Annotated in this window: 17 protein-coding genes; all 17 read left to right on the top strand. The window is 47.6% G+C overall.

All coding sequences use genetic code 11. From position 1 onward, the window contains the following. Nucleotides 1-21 precede the first annotated feature (21 nt). The 17 genes from F4V51_RS13170 to F4V51_RS13250 all read left to right on the top strand — a co-directional run bounded on the left by F4V51_RS13170 (nt 22) and on the right by F4V51_RS13250 (nt 18,983). Nucleotides 22-1,026 carry a Gfo/Idh/MocA family protein gene (locus F4V51_RS13170; RefSeq protein ID WP_153978307.1) on the top strand — a complete coding sequence of 335 codons (1,005 nt, stop codon included), beginning with the start codon at nt 22-24 and terminating at the stop codon, nt 1,024-1,026. Between the two features lie 21 nt (nt 1,027-1,047). After that, nucleotides 1,048-1,992 carry an AraC family transcriptional regulator gene (locus F4V51_RS13175; protein ID WP_236146755.1) on the top strand — a complete coding sequence of 315 codons (945 nt, stop codon included), beginning with the start codon at nt 1,048-1,050 and terminating at the stop codon, nt 1,990-1,992. Further along, complete coding sequence (locus tag F4V51_RS13180) at nt 1,985-3,076, top strand: Gfo/Idh/MocA family protein (RefSeq protein WP_153978309.1); 1,092 nt, start codon at nt 1,985-1,987, stop codon at nt 3,074-3,076. Before F4V51_RS13175 ends, F4V51_RS13180 begins: the two co-directional genes overlap by 8 nt. A gap of 212 nt (nt 3,077-3,288) precedes the next feature. Further along, nucleotides 3,289-4,035, top strand: a complete 747-nt coding sequence (locus tag F4V51_RS13185) for a FadR/GntR family transcriptional regulator (protein ID WP_153978310.1) — start codon at nt 3,289-3,291, stop codon at nt 4,033-4,035. After that, nucleotides 4,035-5,246, top strand: a complete 1,212-nt coding sequence (locus F4V51_RS13190) for a M20 metallopeptidase family protein (RefSeq protein WP_153978311.1) — start codon at nt 4,035-4,037, stop codon at nt 5,244-5,246. Before F4V51_RS13185 ends, F4V51_RS13190 begins: the two co-directional genes overlap by 1 nt. Continuing rightward, the gene (locus F4V51_RS13195; protein ID WP_153978312.1) at nt 5,243-6,811 is read left to right on the top strand and encodes an ABC transporter substrate-binding protein; all 1,569 of its coding nucleotides are present in this window, start codon (nt 5,243-5,245) and stop codon (nt 6,809-6,811) included. Before F4V51_RS13190 ends, F4V51_RS13195 begins: the two co-directional genes overlap by 4 nt. 104 nt (nt 6,812-6,915) lie before the next feature. Then, complete coding sequence (locus F4V51_RS13200; protein ID WP_153978313.1) at nt 6,916-7,833, top strand: ABC transporter permease; 918 nt, start codon at nt 6,916-6,918, stop codon at nt 7,831-7,833. Nucleotides 7,834-7,848: 15 nt separating this feature from the next. Beyond that, nucleotides 7,849-8,778 (top strand): ABC transporter permease, encoded by a 930-nt coding sequence (locus tag F4V51_RS13205; protein WP_153978314.1) that lies wholly within the window; start codon nt 7,849-7,851, stop codon nt 8,776-8,778. Between the two features lie 26 nt (nt 8,779-8,804). Then, a complete protein-coding gene (locus F4V51_RS13210) occupies nt 8,805-10,832 on the top strand; it encodes a S9 family peptidase (protein ID WP_153978315.1) in 2,028 nt (675 codons plus the stop codon). Next, nucleotides 10,829-11,296 carry a hypothetical protein gene (locus tag F4V51_RS13215; protein ID WP_153978316.1) on the top strand — a complete coding sequence of 156 codons (468 nt, stop codon included), beginning with the start codon at nt 10,829-10,831 and terminating at the stop codon, nt 11,294-11,296. The genes F4V51_RS13210 and F4V51_RS13215 overlap by 4 nt, the downstream gene beginning before the upstream one ends. 231 nt (nt 11,297-11,527) lie before the next feature. Continuing rightward, nucleotides 11,528-11,896: a hypothetical protein gene (locus F4V51_RS13220; RefSeq protein ID WP_153978317.1), complete on the top strand. Its 369-nt coding sequence runs from the start codon at nt 11,528-11,530 to the stop codon at nt 11,894-11,896. A 19-nt stretch (nt 11,897-11,915) separates the two neighbouring features. Further along, nucleotides 11,916-13,148 carry a beta propeller repeat protein gene (locus tag F4V51_RS13225; RefSeq protein ID WP_153978318.1) on the top strand — a complete coding sequence of 411 codons (1,233 nt, stop codon included), beginning with the start codon at nt 11,916-11,918 and terminating at the stop codon, nt 13,146-13,148. Nucleotides 13,149-13,270: 122 nt separating this feature from the next. Next, a complete protein-coding gene (locus tag F4V51_RS13230; protein ID WP_153978319.1) occupies nt 13,271-13,984 on the top strand; it encodes a glycosyltransferase family 2 protein in 714 nt (237 codons plus the stop codon). Nucleotides 13,985-14,174: 190 nt separating this feature from the next. Then, nucleotides 14,175-14,567, top strand: a complete 393-nt coding sequence (locus F4V51_RS13235; RefSeq protein WP_153978320.1) for a hypothetical protein — start codon at nt 14,175-14,177, stop codon at nt 14,565-14,567. 305 nt (nt 14,568-14,872) lie between these two features. Beyond that, nucleotides 14,873-16,573 carry an NAD-dependent malic enzyme gene (locus F4V51_RS13240; protein WP_153978321.1) on the top strand — a complete coding sequence of 567 codons (1,701 nt, stop codon included), beginning with the start codon at nt 14,873-14,875 and terminating at the stop codon, nt 16,571-16,573. Nucleotides 16,574-16,754: 181 nt separating this feature from the next. Then, nucleotides 16,755-17,717 (top strand): AEC family transporter, encoded by a 963-nt coding sequence (locus F4V51_RS13245; protein WP_153978322.1) that lies wholly within the window; start codon nt 16,755-16,757, stop codon nt 17,715-17,717. 103 nt (nt 17,718-17,820) lie between these two features. After that, nucleotides 17,821-18,983 (top strand): IS3 family transposase gene (locus F4V51_RS13250; RefSeq protein WP_416226484.1). Its coding sequence is split into 2 segments (ribosomal slippage): nt 17,821-18,085 and nt 18,085-18,983, totalling 1,164 coding nucleotides; the frame shifts between segments, so codons are not numbered across the junction. Nucleotides 18,984-19,032: the final 49 nt, after the last annotated feature.

Consider the following 19,032-nt stretch of genomic DNA (forward strand, 5'->3'; position numbering starts at 1 on the left):
TATACTAGGAGGTAAGACATCGTGACCATTCGAATTGGTAAAATAAGCTTGTGGCATGTGCATGCATGGGATTATATCAAGCAAGTCCAGGAACATGAGGACACTGAAATTGCAGCCGTATGGGATGACAATGTTCAGCGGGGGCAGGAAGCTGCCGAACGACTGAATGTACCCTACTTTTCATCTCTTGAAGAGATGCTGGCACAGAAGGACATTGACGCCTTGATCGTGGATGCACCTACTCGTGACCACCAAGACGTCATCACCGCTGCTGCAAGAGCAGGTAAACATATTTTTACGGAAAAAGTTATTGCTTCAACGGTCAAAGAGGTGAATGCCATCCTGGCTGAAGTCCGTGAGCAGGGAGTCAAGATGACCGTATCCTTACCTCGCTTGAATGACGGGTATACGCTAACCATTCAGGATGTGCTCCAGCAAGGTTTATTGGGGAAAGTGACTTATGTCCGGGTTCGCCTGTCTCATAACGGAGCGATTGCAGACTGGCTGCCGCAGCATTTTTATAACTTGGAGGAATGTCAGGGAGGTGCTATGATTGACCTGGGGTGCCATCCGATGTATTTAACCAGACTCTTTTTGGGTCAGGAAGTGACAGCTGTGAGTGCCAATTTCGGCTATGTCACAGGCAAAGAGGTAGAAGATAATGCAGTTGCAACCCTGTTTACGGATTCTGGAGCGATCGGTGTGGTTGAGGCCGGTTTCGTGAACAGTCACTCTCCATTTACCATTGAAGTTCATGGAACGGAAGGCACCTTGTTGTATGGTACACCTGACGACAGGCTGCTGATCCGGACCAATACGGGTACAGAGGCGGTTAAAGAGTGGACTGAGCTTCCGTTGCTGGAGAAAAGAGAAAGCGCATTCAGTCAGTGGGTTTCCCATATTCAGAATGATTCCTTGGCTGCAGAGAATCTGCAGATTGCCGCCGAGCTGACACGCCTGATGGAAGCTGCCAATACCTCTTCCAAGGAAGGACGCAGGATCTCCCTCAGTGATTTGCAAGGCTAGGCGGGTTGGGGAGGTACGATATTGAACCGATATCCTTTTGAAAAAATGCTTGAACGACAGGATCTCCTCGAGCGTTTGGACATCACCATTGCTTGGGGACATTACGAAATACGGGTTTTACGATTTCACTTGACGTCGTTTCCGGCAGGACGAATCGTTGATTTTCATAACCATGCGGAATTTGAATTTCATTTTATACCGCGGGGCAAGGGGAAAGTTATTCTGGGAGACCAGATGCATTCCTTGTCCGAAGGCATGCTTTATTTGACCGGGCCTGGCGTCGTTCACTATCAGGAGGCCGATGCCGAAGAGGACATGGATGAACTATGTCTCCATGTAGATATTGTTGAGCAGCCCAGAGAGGATGTCGATCCGTGGGAAGCTGCAGAATCCGAGGAAACGATCGCCAAGCTCAAAGCGCTGCCCCTCGTTCCGGTGCATGATTATCACCGGGCCATGAACTGTTTTTTGGAAGCGTATGAAGCATGTGATCGTAAACTGATCGGGTATTATACATCCATTAAACAACTTGTGATCAGCATTCTGCTGAGAACCGTTCGTGCACATGATAACGGCGAAATCCGGGTTGAAGCACCGGAGCGGGATATGTCCATGTACAGGTATGAATACGCTGTCCAGTATATGGAGGCCAACTATTCCAATGCCGTAACACTGGAGAATGTGGCAGAGAAGCTACATATCAGCACCAGACAACTGCAGCGGATATTTTATCAGGTGCAGCCAGGCATGCCGTTCAGCCGTGTGCTGGAGGATATTCGCCTTGGCGCGGTGTGCCGCAATCTGGAGGAAAGCAATGGATCAATTGAACAAATTGCGCTTGTCTCCGGTTTTACCAATGCCAACTATTTGCATGCCGTCTTCCGCAAGCGCCTGGGCATGACCCCGTCTGCTTTTCGGAAGATGAAACAAACCAAATCAAAAGTGAGGGTGAATGGATATGAGTAAAGTGTATCGAATTGGAATTGTTGGATGTGGCGGGATTGCGAATGGCAAGCATCTGCCAAGTTTGAGCAAGCTCGATAATGTTGAACTGGTTGCATTCTGTGATATTGTTCCTGAACGGGCTGAGGAAGCCAAAGAGAAATATGGCAGTGCAGAAGCCAAGGTATACACGGATTATCAGGAGCTGCTGAAGGATGAAACGATTGATATCGTTCATGTCCTCACACCTAATATTTCTCATGCTGAAATCTCCATTGCTGCTCTTGAAGCGGGCAAACACGTCATGTGTGAAAAACCGATGGCGAAGACATCCGCCGAAGCACAGAGCATGCTTGAAGCAGCTGAACGCACAGGCAAAAAGCTGACCATTGGATACAATAACCGCTTCAGAGAAGACAGCTTGTACCTGAAGCAGATGTGCCAAGCAGGCGAGCTGGGATCGATCTATTTTGCCAAGGCACATGCGATTCGCAGAAGAGCCGTACCGACGTGGGGTGTTTTCCTCGATGAAGAAAAACAAGGCGGCGGACCACTGATCGATATCGGTACACACGCACTGGACCTGACACTCTGGATGATGGACAATTACAAACCGAAAGTGGTTCTGGGCACGACGTATCATGAGCTCTCCCAAAAGGAAAACGCTGCGAATGCATGGGGTCCGTGGGATCCGAAGAAATTCTCGGTTGAGGATTCGGCCTTCGGCATGATCGTGATGGAAAATGGGGCGACCATTATGCTGGAATCCAGCTGGGCGCTGAATTCGCTGGATGTGGATGAAGCAAAATGCAGTCTTAGCGGAACGGAAGCCGGAGCGGACATGAAGAATGGCCTGCGCATTAACGGCGAGAAATTCAGCCGTCTGTATACGAATGAGATCTCGCTAAGTGCAGACGGCGTAGCGTTCTACGACGGGAAGTCGGAAAGTGCGCCGGATGTTGAGATGAGAAAATGGATTGAAGCGATCGATAAGGATCAAGAGCCTGTAGTTACACCTAAACAAGCTCTGGTTGTATCGCAAATTCTCGAAGCACTCTATGAATCTGCCCGCACGGGAAAAGCGGTGTACTTGAACGAGCAAAACTAATTGTTTCGAAGCACCACAAATTAAACAAAGGGAAGACGCTGCTGTCAATCGGTAGCGTCTTTTTCGTTATTAGCTTAGGGATTTTCGTCGGATTTAAAAAAATATATGTGATATTTTGAAAAAAACATTGCATATCTGTTTAGTCGGAATTATATTATGAGTATGAGTTTAATGGTATAAGGTTTAGACATTATATCGATCGGAGTGTTGATATGTTCAACCAAGCGACTTTCCAGTTTGAGAAAGTTTCGGCAATAAAGGTCAGTGAGTTCATCAGAGAACAGTTAGAGGAAGCTATTATCCTTAAAGAAATCATGAGTGAAGATCAGCTGCCTTCGGAACGTGAACTTGCCGAAATGTTCAATGCAAGCCGAATTACGGTTCGTGAAGCATTATCTGCTCTTGAGAGTAAGGGATTGATTGAAAAACGTGTTGGTGCCAAGGGAGGAACATTCGTACTCCCCATCACGGCGAATGCACACAAAAGAACCAAGGAAGAAATCATGCGTGACTGGGATCAGATGTTACATGTGTTTGAATATCGGACAATCGTGGAGCCGGAAGGCGCTTTTCTGGCTGCTGAGCGGATCACCGCAGGCGAACTGGAGCTGCTGGAAGGTTACATCAAACAGAGTACCGAGCCAGAATGTACCCGGGAATGGTTCAGGGCACTGGATGTCAAGTTTCATCTGACGATTGCCAAGGCCTCAGGGAATCCTTACCTGGAAACGGCAGTCAGACAGATTCGTACCAAGATCAATCCTGCGCTGGATCTGATGCCATACGATGAAAACATTCGGGTTCTTAACCAAGGAGTACATACCGAGATCCTTGAAGCACTGAAATCACGTGATCCGGAGAAATCTCGAGATACGATGAAACGTCACATTGCATTTTCCGCTGATGCCATCTATTCAAGGTTGGTCTCATCAGAACCACAGGAAAGGAATGAGCACTAATGGAACAAACTTCACTATTTGAACTCGCAAAGCAGCTGCAGCCGAAGCTCACGAACTGGCGGAGAGACTTCCATCGCCATCCGGAAATTGGATACGAAGAGATTCGGACTTCAGGCATCGTGGCCGAGCATCTGGAGAGCCTCGGGCTTGAAGTGACCCGTCATGTTGGCAGGACCGGGGTTGTCGGTTTGCTTCGCGGGGAAACGGATGGTCCAACCATTGCACTCCGGGCAGACATGGACGCTCTTCCGATCCAGGATCAGAAATCGGCGGAGTATCGTTCCCAGGTTGAAGGCAAGGCTCACTTATGTGGTCATGATGCCCACACCACCATTTTGATGGGAGCGGCAGAACTGCTTACAGGTCTCGGCAGACCGAAATCGGGCAACATCAAGTTTGTGTTCCAGCCAGCAGAAGAGGGGCTTGCCGGTGCACGCGCCATGATTCAGGACGGTGTACTGGAGAATCCGAAAGTGGATGCGATCGCAGGTCTGCATGTGACACCTGGCCAGGATACGGGTACCGTTGGTGTGAGTAAAGGGGTAGCTTTTGCTTCGGCAGACCGTCTGGTGATTCGTGTATACGGCAAAGGTGGACATGCTGCACGGCCGCATGAAGGCATCGATGCGATTGCCGTATCGGCTCAGGTCATCACAGCGCTGCAGAATATCGCCAGTCGTTTGGTGGATCCGCTGGAGCCCGTTGTAGTCACCATTGGCAAAATCACTGGCGGGTATATGGGCACAGCCATTGCGCCAGAGGTGGAGATGATCGGTACGGTGCGCACACTCTCACCCACCCTTCGTGAACGCATGCCTGCATTGATTGAACAAGTCGTTAGTGGGGTGTGCGCTTCCTTCGGCGCAGGGCATGAAGTTGTTTATGGCGATGGATATCCGGTCGTGGTTAACGATCATGCGATGGTGGACTTGCTTACCGAAACTGTTGATGGATTGGATTGGGCAAAAGGATGGAGCAGCATTCCGCCTTCTACTGGCGGTGAAGATTTTGCCTTCTATTGCGAACAGATTCCTGGCGTTTTCTTCCGTCTTGGTTCGGGCAATGAGGAAGAGCGGACAAGATATCCGCTTCATCATCCGATGTTTGATCTGGATGAAACAGCAATGCCGTATGGTGTAGGCATGCTGTCATCCATAGCACTTGAGTTTTTGGCAAGAAACACAACTTCTGAGGGGGAACGTTCCAAATGAAAAAAAGACAATGGACTGGCATGTGGATTACATTACTGGCTGTAGTATTGGTGCTCAGCGCATGCGGTGGAACAAGCACGGGTACAGACAGCAATTCGGCATCAAGTGGAACGGAAGGCAGCGGAGCTGCCAGCACAACACTTACGATCGCAGCAGCAACGGATATTGAGAGCTTCGATCCGCATAACAACAACAATACATCCAGTGAGGCGGTTCTGGTTAACGTATTCGATTATCTGATCAAAAACGACAGTGAACAAAATAAAGTGCCTGGACTTGCTGAATCCTGGGAACAAGTGGATGACACCACCTGGCGCTTCAAGCTGCGTGAAGGGGTTACGTTCCATAATGGTGATCCATTCACTTCAGCAGACGTCAAATATACAATAGAGCGTGTAGCCAAAGATGAAACGCTTAAACAAAACAGCTATTTCAAGAATATCGTTGAAGTTAAAGCTGTTGATGAGCATACGGTGGATATCATTACAGACGGTCCGGATCCGCTCCTGCTTAACCGCCTCTCGAAAATGGGAGCAGGCATCCTTCCTGCCAAATATATCGAGGATAATGGCATGGATGCTTTCCTGAAACAGCCGGTAGGAACCGGACCATATAAATTCAGCAAATGGACCAAAGATGATCGTGTGGTACTCGTGAAGAATGAGAACTACTATGGCGATGAACCGAAATGGAATGAAGTCGTATTCCGCGTAATTCCTGAGGCTTCCACACGGGTATCCGAACTGCTCGCGGGTGGAGTTGACGTCGCTGCATCGATTCCATCTACAGACATCGCCCGCATTGAAGGTGAAGCAGACAAGAAAATTGTCAAAGCGCCAATCCAGCGCGTGCTGCAGCTGATCTTCCGTCAGACAGAAGGCAGCATTACAGCTGATCCGAAAGTCCGTGAAGCCATTGATCTGGCCATCGACAAACAAGGTATTGTCGACAGCATTGCAGGCGGAGCAGGTATCGTCACTCGTACATCTGTAACGCCAGGTAACTTTGGTGCAGATCCGTCATTATACAAAACATCCCTATATGATTTGGAAAAAGCCAAACAGCTTCTGAAAGAAGCGGGTTACGCTGAAGGCGAAGCCGAGATGACCATTTCCGTTTCATCACAATATAAGGAACAGGTTGAAGTAGTTGCTGCCATGCTGGAGCAAGCAGGCTTCAAAATCAATATGGACGTGCTGGAGCCAAGTGCTTTCAGTGAACGTTACAGCTCCAAATCATTCAAGGAAATTTTCATGATCGGTATCGGCAACTCCTTGTTCGACGCTTCAAATAACTACAACCGTTACATGTTGGAAGAAGCTAAAGGAGAATCGGATTACAATAATCCGGAAGTGGAGAAATTGCTTCAATCTGCATTGGTAAATATGGACCCTGAGGCTCGTGAAAAAGAGTACCAACAAGTACAGCAGATCTTCGCAGAGGAACGTCCAGCCGTGTATCTGTACCAGATGGAAGGGGTCTACGGAACGAATGCACGCGTGAACTTCACGCCGCGCAGTGATGAAATGTTCTATGCCGACGAGATTACACCTGCAGCACAGTAAGACCCGGCAGAACAACTGGTCATTGCAACGATAGGCCGTGAACGGCAGGGACTGGGTTGACCAAGTTCCTGCCGTTCTTTTGTATCGCATGGAGGTGAATGAGGATGGGGAAGTACGTATTCAAATCTTTACTGCAAGTCATACCGGTATTATTCATTGTATCGCTGATTGTTTTCATATTGGTCAGGGTCACGGGTGATCCTGTTGCCCTGATGCTGCCCGAGACTGCCACAGCGGAAGACCGCGCGGTGCTAACGGAAGCGCTTGGGCTGGATCAACCGCTCTACACGCAATACATGAAATTCCTCGTCAGCGCATTGCAGGGCGATTTCGGTCAATCTTTTCGCTATGGACAACCAGCTCTGCAGCTTGTTCTGGAGAGATTGCCTGCCAGCTTCGAACTGGCTGTAGCAGCCATGTTTTTTGCGGTGCTTATGGCTGTGCCGCTGGGAGTCATTTCGGCGGTTAAACGTAATACGTTTACCGATCTGATCATTTCGGGGATATCCGTGATCGGTAAGGCGATGCCAAACTTCTGGATGGGTATCATGCTGATCCTGCTGTTCTCCGTTATGTTGGGCGTTCTGCCCGTCTCGGGCCGTGGTGGTCTGTCGCACTTGATCCTGCCCGCATTTACCCTTGGCGTAGGTCTGGCCGCACAGATGACCCGTCTCATTCGTTCCAGTATGCTGGAAATTCTAAGTCAGGATTATATTCGTACAGCACGCAGCAAGGGGCTTGGCCGGATGGTCGTGATTGGGAAGCATGCGTTTCGGAACGGCTTGATCCCGGTTGTAACGATTATGAGCTTGCAGTTTACGAGTCTGATCGGCGGAACACTGATTACGGAAACGGTGTTCTCTTGGCCGGGCTTGGGACAGCTTCTGGTCGTCGCCGTCAATACACATGACATGGCGATTGTTCAGGCGGCCGTGTTTGTCATTGCATTAATCGTAGTTATAACCAATATTCTGACGGACGTAGCTTACCGGCTGCTTGATCCGCGCATTAAATTCGACTAGAAGGAGGTGCAATCTATGACAGGGAGCAATGAAATGCCAATTCCGGGTTCGGAACAGAAAAAGGAGAGTTCACATACGCAAGGGGGATTTCGCTATATATGGAAACAACTGATCATCAGCAAGACCGGGATGCTTGGCTCTGTGCTCGTTTTGTTGGTCGTTTGGATCGCCATATGTGCACCTCTGCTAACGAGTCACGATCCTGCAGCTGTCGATCCGCTGAATCGCCTCAAACCTCCTGCCTGGCTGGACGGAGGAGCCTCGGAACATTGGCTTGGTACGGATAATTTAGGCCGAGATATGTGGAGCCGAATCGTGTATGGTGCACGCGTTTCATTAATCGTCGGTATGGGGGCAGTCATTGTCTCAGGAGTGATCGGAGCCATACTGGGACTGCTATCCGGATTTTATGGGAAATGGCTGGATGCGGTCATCATGCGGGTGGGGGATGCCTTCATGGCCATTCCTACCATTCTGTTCATGCTCGTTGTGATGGCCATCGTTGGCCCGGGAATAACGACGTTGATCTTTGTCATCGGCGTGACCAACTGGGTTCCGTTTACCCGTATCGTTCGAAGTGAGGTTCTCAGCATCAAGGAGCGTGACTTCGTTCATGCTGCCAGGTCCATAGGAGCCAAGAATGGACGGTTGATTGTAAAACACATTCTGCCAAACATCCTGTCTTCCTTTATCGTCATCTGCGGTATGAACGTCGGAACGACCATTATTATGGAAGCTTCGCTCAGTTTCCTCGGTCTCGGCATTAAGCCGCCGGACGTTTCATGGGGAGGCATGCTCAGTGATGGAAGACAATATGTAGCCACAAGCTGGTGGGTCGCCACATTCCCGGGACTAGCCATTACATTCACAGTGCTTGGTGTTATTTTCCTCGGGGATTGGCTGCGCGATGTACTTGATCCACGTACGGAAACGAATAAAAAATAACAGGACTGGGGAAAGGGGACCTTCATATGAACAAACGACCGATCATACCGGAGGATTTATATCACTATCGTTCCATTAGCCAACCCGTAATCCATCCGAATGGACAGGTGGCCTACGTAGAACAGACTATAGATCGGCAAAAGAACGTGTACAACACCCGGATTCGGGGAATCTCGCTGGATGGCAGCAATGATGTCGAGCTCACGAATGGCACCAAGGACACAGCGCCGAGCTGGACACCGGACGGAACACGGCTTGCTTTCTTGCGTTTGGAAGAGGGCGGCAAAGGATTATGGATACTTGCGTCAGGTGAGGACGAACCTGTTAAACTTATTCCGCCCGAGCGAAAAATATTGGATTACGCTTGGTCGCCTGACGGCCAGTATATTGCCTTCACCAGCAAAGCGCAGTTAACAGATGCAGGTGACCAAGATGACCAAGATAAGCCGAGGAATCAAACGGCATCTGAGCTGCGTGGCAAAGTATATGAACGTACAACGCCGAAAGCGGAGGGATCCGGCTGGTGGGACGGTCTATACAGCCATCTGTTTGTTTATGAGGTTCGAAGTGGGGTGGCCACTTCAGTGATCACCGGATTATGGAACGTCAGTGGACCAACATGGTCCCCGGATAGCCGGAGCATTGCTTTTATCTCGAAGCAGGTGGAGGATAAGGAGGGCGATGCGGATCTGCTGTACTTCACTGACGTGTATACTATTCGGCCGGGAGTGAGTGAGCCTTTCAAAGTGACGGATTCCAGTCTGCTGGTGAGCCAGTTCTCCTATTCTCCCGATGGACAGATGTTCAATCTGATTGCCAGTGACCGGGAATTCGGCAGCGGCAGTCATAACCGATTATATACCGTCCCCGTACAAGGCGGAACGCCTAAGCCGATCACAGCGAAATTGGATATGCAGTTAGGCAACGCTGCACTTGGAGATATGAAATCTGCCGGTCCGTCTCCATCTCCGGTCTGGGATGCGAACCATCCTGAACGAGGCATGCTTGTACTCGGTACGCACGATGGAAGCGTGGATGTGTACCGTATCCATGCAAATGGAGACTGCCAGCCCATGACGGGAAAAGGGGAAAAGGATGTGTACCAATATACATTGTCACCTGATGGAGCTACACTCGTCATTGCTGCACTGACAGCTGATCACCCTGCAGAGCTATATCGGGTGGATGTTGAGACTGGCGAAATGATCCGGCTCACCCGGAGAAACGACGAATGGATCAACGCACTCCAAGTGAATGTACCTGAACGGATTGAATTTACATCCACAGATGGCTGGCGCATCCAGGGTTGGCTGCTGCAGCCTGCGAGGCAGGATTCGAGTGCCAAAACTCCACTGATTCTGCAAATCCATGGAGGCCCGCATGCAATGTATACGGGCACTTTCAGTTATGAGATGCAGACACTTGCAGCACAAGGGTATGCCGTTTTATGGGTGAATCCGCGAGGGAGTATGGGATATGGACAGGAATTTGCCAGAGCTTGTCGTGGCGATTTCGCGGGTGGAGACTTCCGTGATTTAATGGAGGCGGTTGACCATGCCCTTGACACATATGAACTATTAGATGAGTCACGTCTGGGTGTTGCAGGCGGCAGTTACGGAGGGGTTATGACGAACTGGATCGTTGCCCACAGCACTCGGTTCAAGGCAGCTGTTACCCAGCGCTGCATCTCCAATTGGCTGTCCATGTACGGTACCAGTGATATAGGCATATCTTATGTGGAGGGAGTCATTGGGGACAATCCGGCAGAGAATGCTGAGCTGTTATGGTCCCGTTCACCGCTGGCTCATGCACATAAGATTGACACACCGCTTCTTATCATGCATGGAGAGCAGGACTATCGGACTCCGATTGCCCAGGCGGAGGAGCTCTATACCACGCTCAAACGTTACGGCAAAACAACCAAACTGATTCGCTACCCTGGTTCCAATCATTCGCTGCTGAAAAGCGGCAAGCCTTCACTACGAGTGGACAGTTACGAACAGATCAATGCCTGGTTCAATCAGTATCTTCGAGAAGAGGGGGTCTCAGCATGAGTCAGGTGCGGCTATCGATTCCTGTAGGGATGCTGGTGGAGAATGTTTTGACGAGTGGTGAACCGATTGAGACTATTATCGATCGTTTGCAGCGGAGAGATCTCGCTCCTTTGCTGTCCAAGATCAAGGAACCGACCATGGATTTGGAAGAACGGTTGCAGGCGGCAGAAGAAGTTGCCGAGGATTGGGCGGAGGCTCTTCGGAGCGGATACAAGTTTAAGTTTTTGCATATCAACGGTCTGAAAAGGGTGCTGGACTTTCGTTTTGATCGTAAGATTGATCGGGACTACAGCCAAGAGGAGTTAACGCTTCGGCATATCCAATTAAGCGCTCAAGAGATAGAATTGCTGTGCATGCTTATTGGCAGGCAGTGGGACGTGGTTGAAGAAGAAAATAATGAGGCAGGTGCAGTGCTCTCAACCGATACGCTCCCTCTCGTGGAGATTAAACTAAAATATCAATAATTCAACCTATATAAATCGCAATCCTATATGCCAAGGTCCTGGGGGGTTCCCAGGGCTTTTTTGGTTTTGTTGAGCGAAGGGCAAGATGTGCACGATTATGCGGTTCATGAAAAAGGAGCAGGATCCTTCGATGAGGCACTTATATTAGCCGTGACGGCTGATAGACAGGAACATAGTATAGTCTAAACGGAAGAATAGTACCTTTTTCTAAAGTGAAGGGAGTGAAATCTTTTGCCAAATAGTACAGGTCTTGTCTATAATCCCGTAACTGGAGCGACCCAATCCACTCAGGTCATTGTAAACTGCATCAATGATTCACTTAATGCCCCCGTCAATATTGAACTTGAAGTATTCCGGTGGGACACAACCCAAACTACGCGTATTCCAGTTGGTCATGAGCTGTTTCAATTGACTCCCCAAGCTACGAGAACATTTATCTATCCACTGCTTAACGCTGCTTTTTTTGAAGTGCAAAGTGATTATTTCAGTGCTACAAGCACCATTATCAATGTATATGCTATTGACTCTACAGGTCAAATTATCCAGCGAATTCTCCAGTCGGAAATGACGTTAATAGACCGATTTACAAATATCCCTTAAAGGAATAGAGGTGAGCATATTGCCAGTAGTGAATATTACCGGCGCCTTGGCAGGCAGCCAGTTTGAACCTTCCATTGCTGTAAATACGCTAAATCCGAATATTATGTGTGTTGTTGCTGTGGATACCAGTACAGGGCCCACGCTAACAGGTTTCTATCGTTCAATCGATGGTGGCAACACATGGTCGACGACAGTGCTTCCACAGCCAGCCGGATATTCGGGAGCAGAGGCACCTACCATTGACTATACTTTTCCAAGTACCTTTATAGTGACCGTTCACGTGTTCAATGGAATCAATGATGGGACAATTGTAAGTTATACTTCGTTTGATGATGGTGAAACGTGGCAGCCTCCCGTAATCGTGCAAGCAGGATATGGGACAATTGTTCATAATGATGAGCCATTCATTGCCGTGGATCGGTCTCCAGGCAGTCCTTATCGGGGGCATGCCTACGTGGGGTATACACCTCTTGCGACGACATCTTCTGCCATTTTTACGCAAAGATCAGTGAATCAGGGTTTGACCTGGGAACCACCGGACAGACAGTCCAACCCACGTGGGATCCATGACCGTGCAGCGTTAGCCGTTGGTTTTTCTGGTGAGGTCTATGCCGGGTATATTATTACAGGACCTGCCAGTCCTTCTGCATTACTGAGGATATCTTATGATGGAGGAATCATTTATCAGCCTCCCATTGAACGTCAGGCTACGTTTATCTCCTCAGTTGTACCAGCTCCTTCGCCACTACCAGTGCCAAATTATGCTTTTCGAGTTCAAACCAACCTGTGTCTGGGGGCCGACATATCCATTGGACCGAAAAGTGGAACCGTATACGGGGTCTGGAACGATGCCCGAAATGGTTACACGGATGTGTTCCTCAGTCAATCTCCCGATGGACTGCTCTGGTCAGCTCCCATAAGTATAACGGGTGCCCCTGCAGGTACACAGAACTTCTTCCCATTTATTACCGTGTCCCCGTTTGCCGGAACGATTCGGGTCATTTATATGACCAACCGGATCGACGGATTCCTTCTGGACGTATTCGTTGCTGAATCTTTTGACGGTGGGGTTACGTTCAGTAATCGTAGACTCACGACGACTTCTTTTAATCCGAATGGAAATAATCCGGTTCCCACACCGCTCATTGGGGATTATATTACGGCTGCTACTGCCGCTCCTGATAATCTGGCTGCCGTGTGGATGGCGACCACGCCACCAACAGGAAAACTGGACGTGTATTTTGGTACGTAACCATGCTTGGGGAGCCTTGGCAGGTCAGCCAGGGCTCAATCTATAATTCTTTTCTATTAGCCTACACCTGATCTATTCTTCTACATATGATGAAGGATCATTCATAGAAGAGAGGTTAAGCCTTGAACAAGACAGAGGGTGGACATGGGGTTTCCATAATTGTATGTACGAACCGGTCACAGTTTTTTGATAACATTCTGACGAATTTTAAGAGACAGCAGTACCGGAGCAAAGAGTTGATTATCATTCTGAATCACGACGGCATGAATCTGGAATCATATCGAAACCGTGTTCGAGGCCAAGCCAATATTCATGTATATCAGGTTCCTGAGAGAATCTCGTTGGGACAATGTTTGAATGCAGGGATTGAACGTGCCCGGTATTCGTTAATTGCTAAGTTTGATGACGACGATTATTATTCTGCCTATTATCTGAAAGAACAAGTAGGGGCATTAAGACGGACCCGAAGTGATATTGTGGGCAAACATTCCTGTCTGGTATATCTCGGGGCTTCGAAAAAACTACTGATCAGATCCCCTAAAGAAGCCAGTAAATTCTCAGAATTCGTGCAGGGGGGCACGATCCTGTTCAAAAAGGAAGTCCTCAAGAAGGTTCGATTCTCCGACCGTTCCGTGGGCGAAGATGTTACTTTTCTGAGGCAATGCAGGAGGAAAGGGTTCAAAACATTTGCGACCTCACCCTATAACTATGTCTATCACCGGAGGCAGAACAAGAAAAGCCATACGTGGAAAGCGGATGATACATTTTATCTGCAAGGCAGTAAGCTACTCACCGTTACAGATCAGTTTCGCCCATTCGCAGACAAGGAAATTTAATAGGCGGCATCTATGAAGTAAAAAGGCGCTCCTGTGAGCGCCCTATTGAACTATCGAGTGATCGAAGATAAGGCTGAAATCAAACCTGGTGTACACACGAGATCAATGCACACAGATTCAAACAGTTGCAGGAATATCATATCTAATCTTGAAGTAATCTTGTATGAAGTCTCATTTAAAGGAGGATGAAATGACGACAGCGTTAACGACCGTAATCATTGGTATAGTAATTGTTGTGTTCGGGCTGACCACAGGATTGATTCTCGTCTTAAATGTCACCAAAAGGCTGCGAACGGGTCAAGAGAAGATGCAGAACAAAAAGGAGATTTTGAGCTTCGGAATGCCTGCAGAAGCAATCATCCAGGATATCGCTGAGACTTCATCCAGCATGGATGGACGGCCTGGCGTGCGTCTTGATCTGTTAGTTACTCAGGAAGATGGTCAGACCTTTCAAACTATTGTGAAGACGTATATTCCAATCATACATGTCCCCAAATTTCAGAGAGGAAGCGTAATAGATGTGAAATACATAGAGGATGGGGCAGTGAAAAAGGTAGAGGTTGTGGATGCTTACATCCCGTAACAATTCATTTCAAACCAATTAACGTATAAAACCGCAGCAATGCGGTTTTTTCTTATGCCTATGTACTGTCATTAATCCTCATGTCGAATCCAAAGAATGCTATAAAATGATTTTCTTGAAAAATAACAAATTGATAAATATTATTTATCGAATAGCAACTAAATTCCTTTCATGAAAGTTTCATAACTTCGTTTACATCAAAGTGAAAAAGTCATATAATTGTCATCGGAAGGTTAACAACTAACTTAAAGTTATCTAGTATTAAAAAGAAACTAAAGAGACATCATGAAAGAAGGCTATTCGTAATGAACACATTTTTTGTTGATTCGAGCGGGAATCTGAAAACACAATTAAGAGGTAAAGAGGTTCTATCCAATCCAATTCTGAACAAGGGTATTGCCTTTACCGAAGAAGAGAGAAAAGAACTGAACCTGAACGGCATTTTGCCGCCGATGGTTTTAAATATTGAAGAACAGGTGAGCCGGGTTTATCAGCAGCTGCAAAATGAGTCTGATAACTTGCGTAAAAGCATCATGCTGAATGACTTGTTCAACCGAAACATTGTTTTATTTTATCGATTATTGAAAGAACATCTTAGTGAAATGCTGCCGATTGTATATACACCTACGGTTGGGCAAGCGATACAGGAATATAGCCATCAATACCACAGACCTGGCGGAGTGTACCTCTCCATTAACGATATGGACGGCCTGGAGGAGGCATTCCGAAACAGTGGTCTGCAAGCTGGAGACGTGGATCTCATTGTGGTAACCGACTCGGAAAGCATCCTCGGTATCGGAGACTGGGGTGTAGGCGGCATTAACATTGCCATCGGTAAACTGGCGGTGTACACCGCTGCCGTAGGGGTTGATCCAAGCCGAGTACTTCCTGTGGTACTTGATGTAGGAACGAACAATCCTACTTTGCTGAATGATCCATTATATGTAGGGAATCGTCATGAACGTATCCGCGGTGAGAAGTATGATCAGTTTATTGAGGCTTTTGTGAAGGAAACGACCAAATGGTTCCCCGACGTTCTGCTTCACTGGGAAGACATGGGCAGCGTAAATGCCAGAAACATCATCCATAAATATGGAGAAGAGCTGCTCACCTTCAACGATGACATTCAAGGAACGGGTGCAGTCACACTGGCTGCTGTAATGTCAGGTGTTCAGGTTACGGGTGTACCACTTCGTGAGCATCGTGTACTGGTATTTGGCCCAGGTGCTGCCGGTATTGGTAATGCGGATCAGATCAGGGATGCCATGATGGAAGAAGGACTTACGCAGGAGGAAGCGGAAAACCGGTTCTGGGCATTCGACTATCGCGGTATTTTGACGGACGAGATCGAAGGATTGTTCGAGTATCAAAAGCCATATGTACGCAAAGCGGATGAGATCAAAGACTGGAATCGGGGTGAACAAGGACAGGTTAATCTGCTTGAAGCTGTGACTCGTATTAAACCGACCATCCTGATCGGTACATCAGGTGTTACAGGTGCCTTCAACGAACAGGTTGTGAAGGAAATGGCCAAGCATGTGGAACGTCCGATCATTATGCCGATGTCCAATCCAACTTCTCTCGCCGAAGCAGCTCCAAAAAGCCTCATTGAATGGACGGACGGCAAAGCATTGATTGCAACAGGAAGCCCATTTGAACCTGTAATGTATAATGATATTCAGTTCGAAATCGGTCAATCCAACAATGCATTTGTTTTCCCTGGTCTGGGATTGGGAGCTATTGTAGCCAAAGCTTCGAAATTTACGAAAAATATGTTTACAGCAGCCGCGATCGCGGTAGCAGGTGCAGTAGATTCTTCTGAACCAGGAGCTCCACTGCTGCCAAGGGTGAAAGAATTGCAGGATGTTTCTTACAAAGTGGCCGTTGCAGTTGCGAAAGCAGCAATCGAAGACGGCGTTGCCCGCCGTCAACTCGAAAACGTGGAACAGGCGATTAAGGATGCCATGTGGCACCCTGTATATAGACCGATCCTTGCAGCAGTTTGATAACTGTGAACACGCAATAATTTGAATATGACAATACGTCACACCGAGAGAATACCTGTCCAACCGTACAGGTATTCCTTGGCTGTGTCCAAAATTGAAAATAACATATCACATGATCAAAATTTTTGTCATTTGTTGAAGTGTTGCAAATGCTCAGATCATAAATGGAGGTTTGACCAACATGTCAGTAAGTGACATTTTCATTATATTAATTCCTATATTTTTCGTAATTTTACTCGGTTTTTTTGGAGGCTATTTCAAAGTATTTAACTCCGCATCCTCCAAAGGCCTGAATACACTGGTGACCAAGTTTGCGCTTCCGGCGCATTTGTTCATTGGTATCACGACGACGAAAAAAGAGACCCTGATTGACAAGTGGCCATTCTTCATGACCATATTCCTCGGGATTATTGGCTTCTATGTTGTGCTGCTGCTGGTGATGCGTTTCATTTTCAAAGTCAATCTTAGCCAGTCATCGATCTTTTCATTGAATGCTACACAACCTTCGTTTGCATTTATGGGGATTCCGGTGCTGGGTAACCTGTTCGGTGCCGCTGAAGTCACCATTCCAATTGCAATTACGGGCATCGTAGTTAATGCGCTGCTTGATCCAATTGCGACCATTGTCAGTTCTGTGGGGAAGAAAACGGAAGAAGGCAAGCAGAGTGGTCATGGCGAGAGCTTGTTTAAACTTACAGTGCATTCCATCATCCATGGTTTGAAAGAACCGCTTGCCTGCATTCCGCTTCTGGGTGTAATCCTGACACTTTTTGGCTTCCAGTCACCTCAGCTGCTGCAAAGCTCCTTTGATCAGATCGGTAGCATCACATCCGGAGCAGCCCTGTTTGCAATCGGGGTAACGGTGGGCATTAACCGGATCAAATTCAGTCTGAATGCCATCAGCATTTCGCTGTTGAAAGTGATTGCCCTGCCATTGTTTACGTACATGTTTGCATTGTTGATGGGACTCTCTTCAACCGACATGACAATGGTCATCCTGCTAGTTTCCTTCCCAGGCTCAGCCGTAGCTGCAATGATTGCTTCCAGGTTCGATACACTTGAGGTGGAGACGGCATCATCCTTTGTCATGAGCTCCGTGCTGTCATTGATCTCACTGCCGATCCTCATCTCCATATTGGTTTAATTCAGAAGAAGCCGCGATATTGGTATTATCCCCTTTTAGTAGACATGAGAAAAAAGACATCTGTTAAGATGAACTTAATCATGTAAACGAAGGGGATTTTTTCATGGCTAAAAAAGGACAAACATACCGGCGGTACTCCTTGGAGTTGAAATTGGAGGCCGTCCGGCTGGTCAACGAAGAACATATGAGTATACGTGAAGTAGCGACGCGTTTAGATATTCAAAATAAATCTCAGGTACAAGTGTGGGCAGCCAAAGCGAAACAGGGAATGAGTCTAGAACCTGCTACACCCAAACGGGGACGCCCTAGAACCAAGTTTTCCAGTATGGAAGAAGAGATGGCGTATTTGCGGGCGGAGATTGAATACTTAAAAAAGCAATATCCAAATCTACACAAGGAGTGACGAGTAAAGCAGCCAGATTTCAAATCATTGAGGACCTGAGAGCACGCCATGGTCTGGCTTGGCTCTTGAAGTTAGCTGCGGTTTCCCGCTCGGGTTATTACAAGTGGAGAAAAAGCATAGCAGCCGCAAAAGAGCGTAGACACAAAGAACATGAACTAGAATCCCATTTGCTTGCCATTCATCGCGTGCATCCTTACTTTGGCTATCTTCGAATGACCGTTGCTTTACGACGGGAAGGCCTTCGAGTCAACCACAAAAAGGTGTACCGATTAATGAAACAATTAGGCATCTGTTCTGTCATTCGAAAAAAGCGTCGATTCTTTGGAAAACAAGCCTCTGTGGTAAACCCAAATCGGCTGGAGCGTCAGTTTCAGGCGGATACACCACGAACGAAGCTGGTTACGGACATTACCTATATTCGTGCTGGAGAACACTTTGTGTATCTGTCTGTTATTCAGGATTTATACAATAACGAAATTGTAGCGTGGCATCTTTCTGAACGAAATGACCTTGCTTTAGTTCATGACACGCTGGATAGACTCCGTCAGCACGTGGATCTGAATGGCGTAATCCTACACTCAGATCAAGGATTTCAATATACGTCGAAGCCATTTAACCGTAAACTAAACCAGCTTGGCATGCTAGGCAGTCACTCCAGGCGTGGAAATTGCTTAGATAATGCCTGTGTTGAATCTTTTTTCTCTCATTTGAAGACGGAGAAAATTTATTTGAATAAGGCGGCAAACAAAGCAGAGGTTGAGCAGCAAGTGAATGAATACATACTGTTTTACAACCAAAACCGATTTCAGAAAAAACTAAACGACCGTTCCCCGGTAGAATACCGGGAAACGGCCGCAGCTTAAATCTTGTCTTTTTTTTGTACTGTCTACTTGACAGGGTTATGACCATATT

Origin of the sequence: Paenibacillus xylanilyticus, from assembly GCF_009664365.1 — a bacterium.
Taxonomy (GTDB): Bacteria; Bacillota; Bacilli; order Paenibacillales; family Paenibacillaceae; genus Paenibacillus; species Paenibacillus xylanilyticus_A.

What these genes read in the sequence shown, in the direction of transcription:
- F4V51_RS13190 (WP_153978311.1), top strand. Translation starts at nt 4,035, where the DNA reads ATGGAACAAACTTCACTATTTGAACTCGCAAAGCAGCTGCAGCCGAAG.
- F4V51_RS13205 (WP_153978314.1), top strand. Translation starts at nt 7,849, where the DNA reads ATGACAGGGAGCAATGAAATGCCAATTCCGGGTTCGGAACAGAAAAAG.
- F4V51_RS13240 (WP_153978321.1), top strand. Translation starts at nt 14,873, where the DNA reads ATGAACACATTTTTTGTTGATTCGAGCGGGAATCTGAAAACACAATTA.
- F4V51_RS13180 (WP_153978309.1), top strand. Translation starts at nt 1,985, where the DNA reads ATGAGTAAAGTGTATCGAATTGGAATTGTTGGATGTGGCGGGATTGCG.
- F4V51_RS13200 (WP_153978313.1), top strand. Translation starts at nt 6,916, where the DNA reads ATGGGGAAGTACGTATTCAAATCTTTACTGCAAGTCATACCGGTATTA.
- F4V51_RS13210 (WP_153978315.1), top strand. Translation starts at nt 8,805, where the DNA reads ATGAACAAACGACCGATCATACCGGAGGATTTATATCACTATCGTTCC.
- F4V51_RS13235 (WP_153978320.1), top strand. Translation starts at nt 14,175, where the DNA reads ATGACGACAGCGTTAACGACCGTAATCATTGGTATAGTAATTGTTGTG.
- F4V51_RS13195 (WP_153978312.1), top strand. Translation starts at nt 5,243, where the DNA reads ATGAAAAAAAGACAATGGACTGGCATGTGGATTACATTACTGGCTGTA.
- F4V51_RS13185 (WP_153978310.1), top strand. Translation starts at nt 3,289, where the DNA reads ATGTTCAACCAAGCGACTTTCCAGTTTGAGAAAGTTTCGGCAATAAAG.
- F4V51_RS13245 (WP_153978322.1), top strand. Translation starts at nt 16,755, where the DNA reads ATGTCAGTAAGTGACATTTTCATTATATTAATTCCTATATTTTTCGTA.
- F4V51_RS13215 (WP_153978316.1), top strand. Translation starts at nt 10,829, where the DNA reads ATGAGTCAGGTGCGGCTATCGATTCCTGTAGGGATGCTGGTGGAGAAT.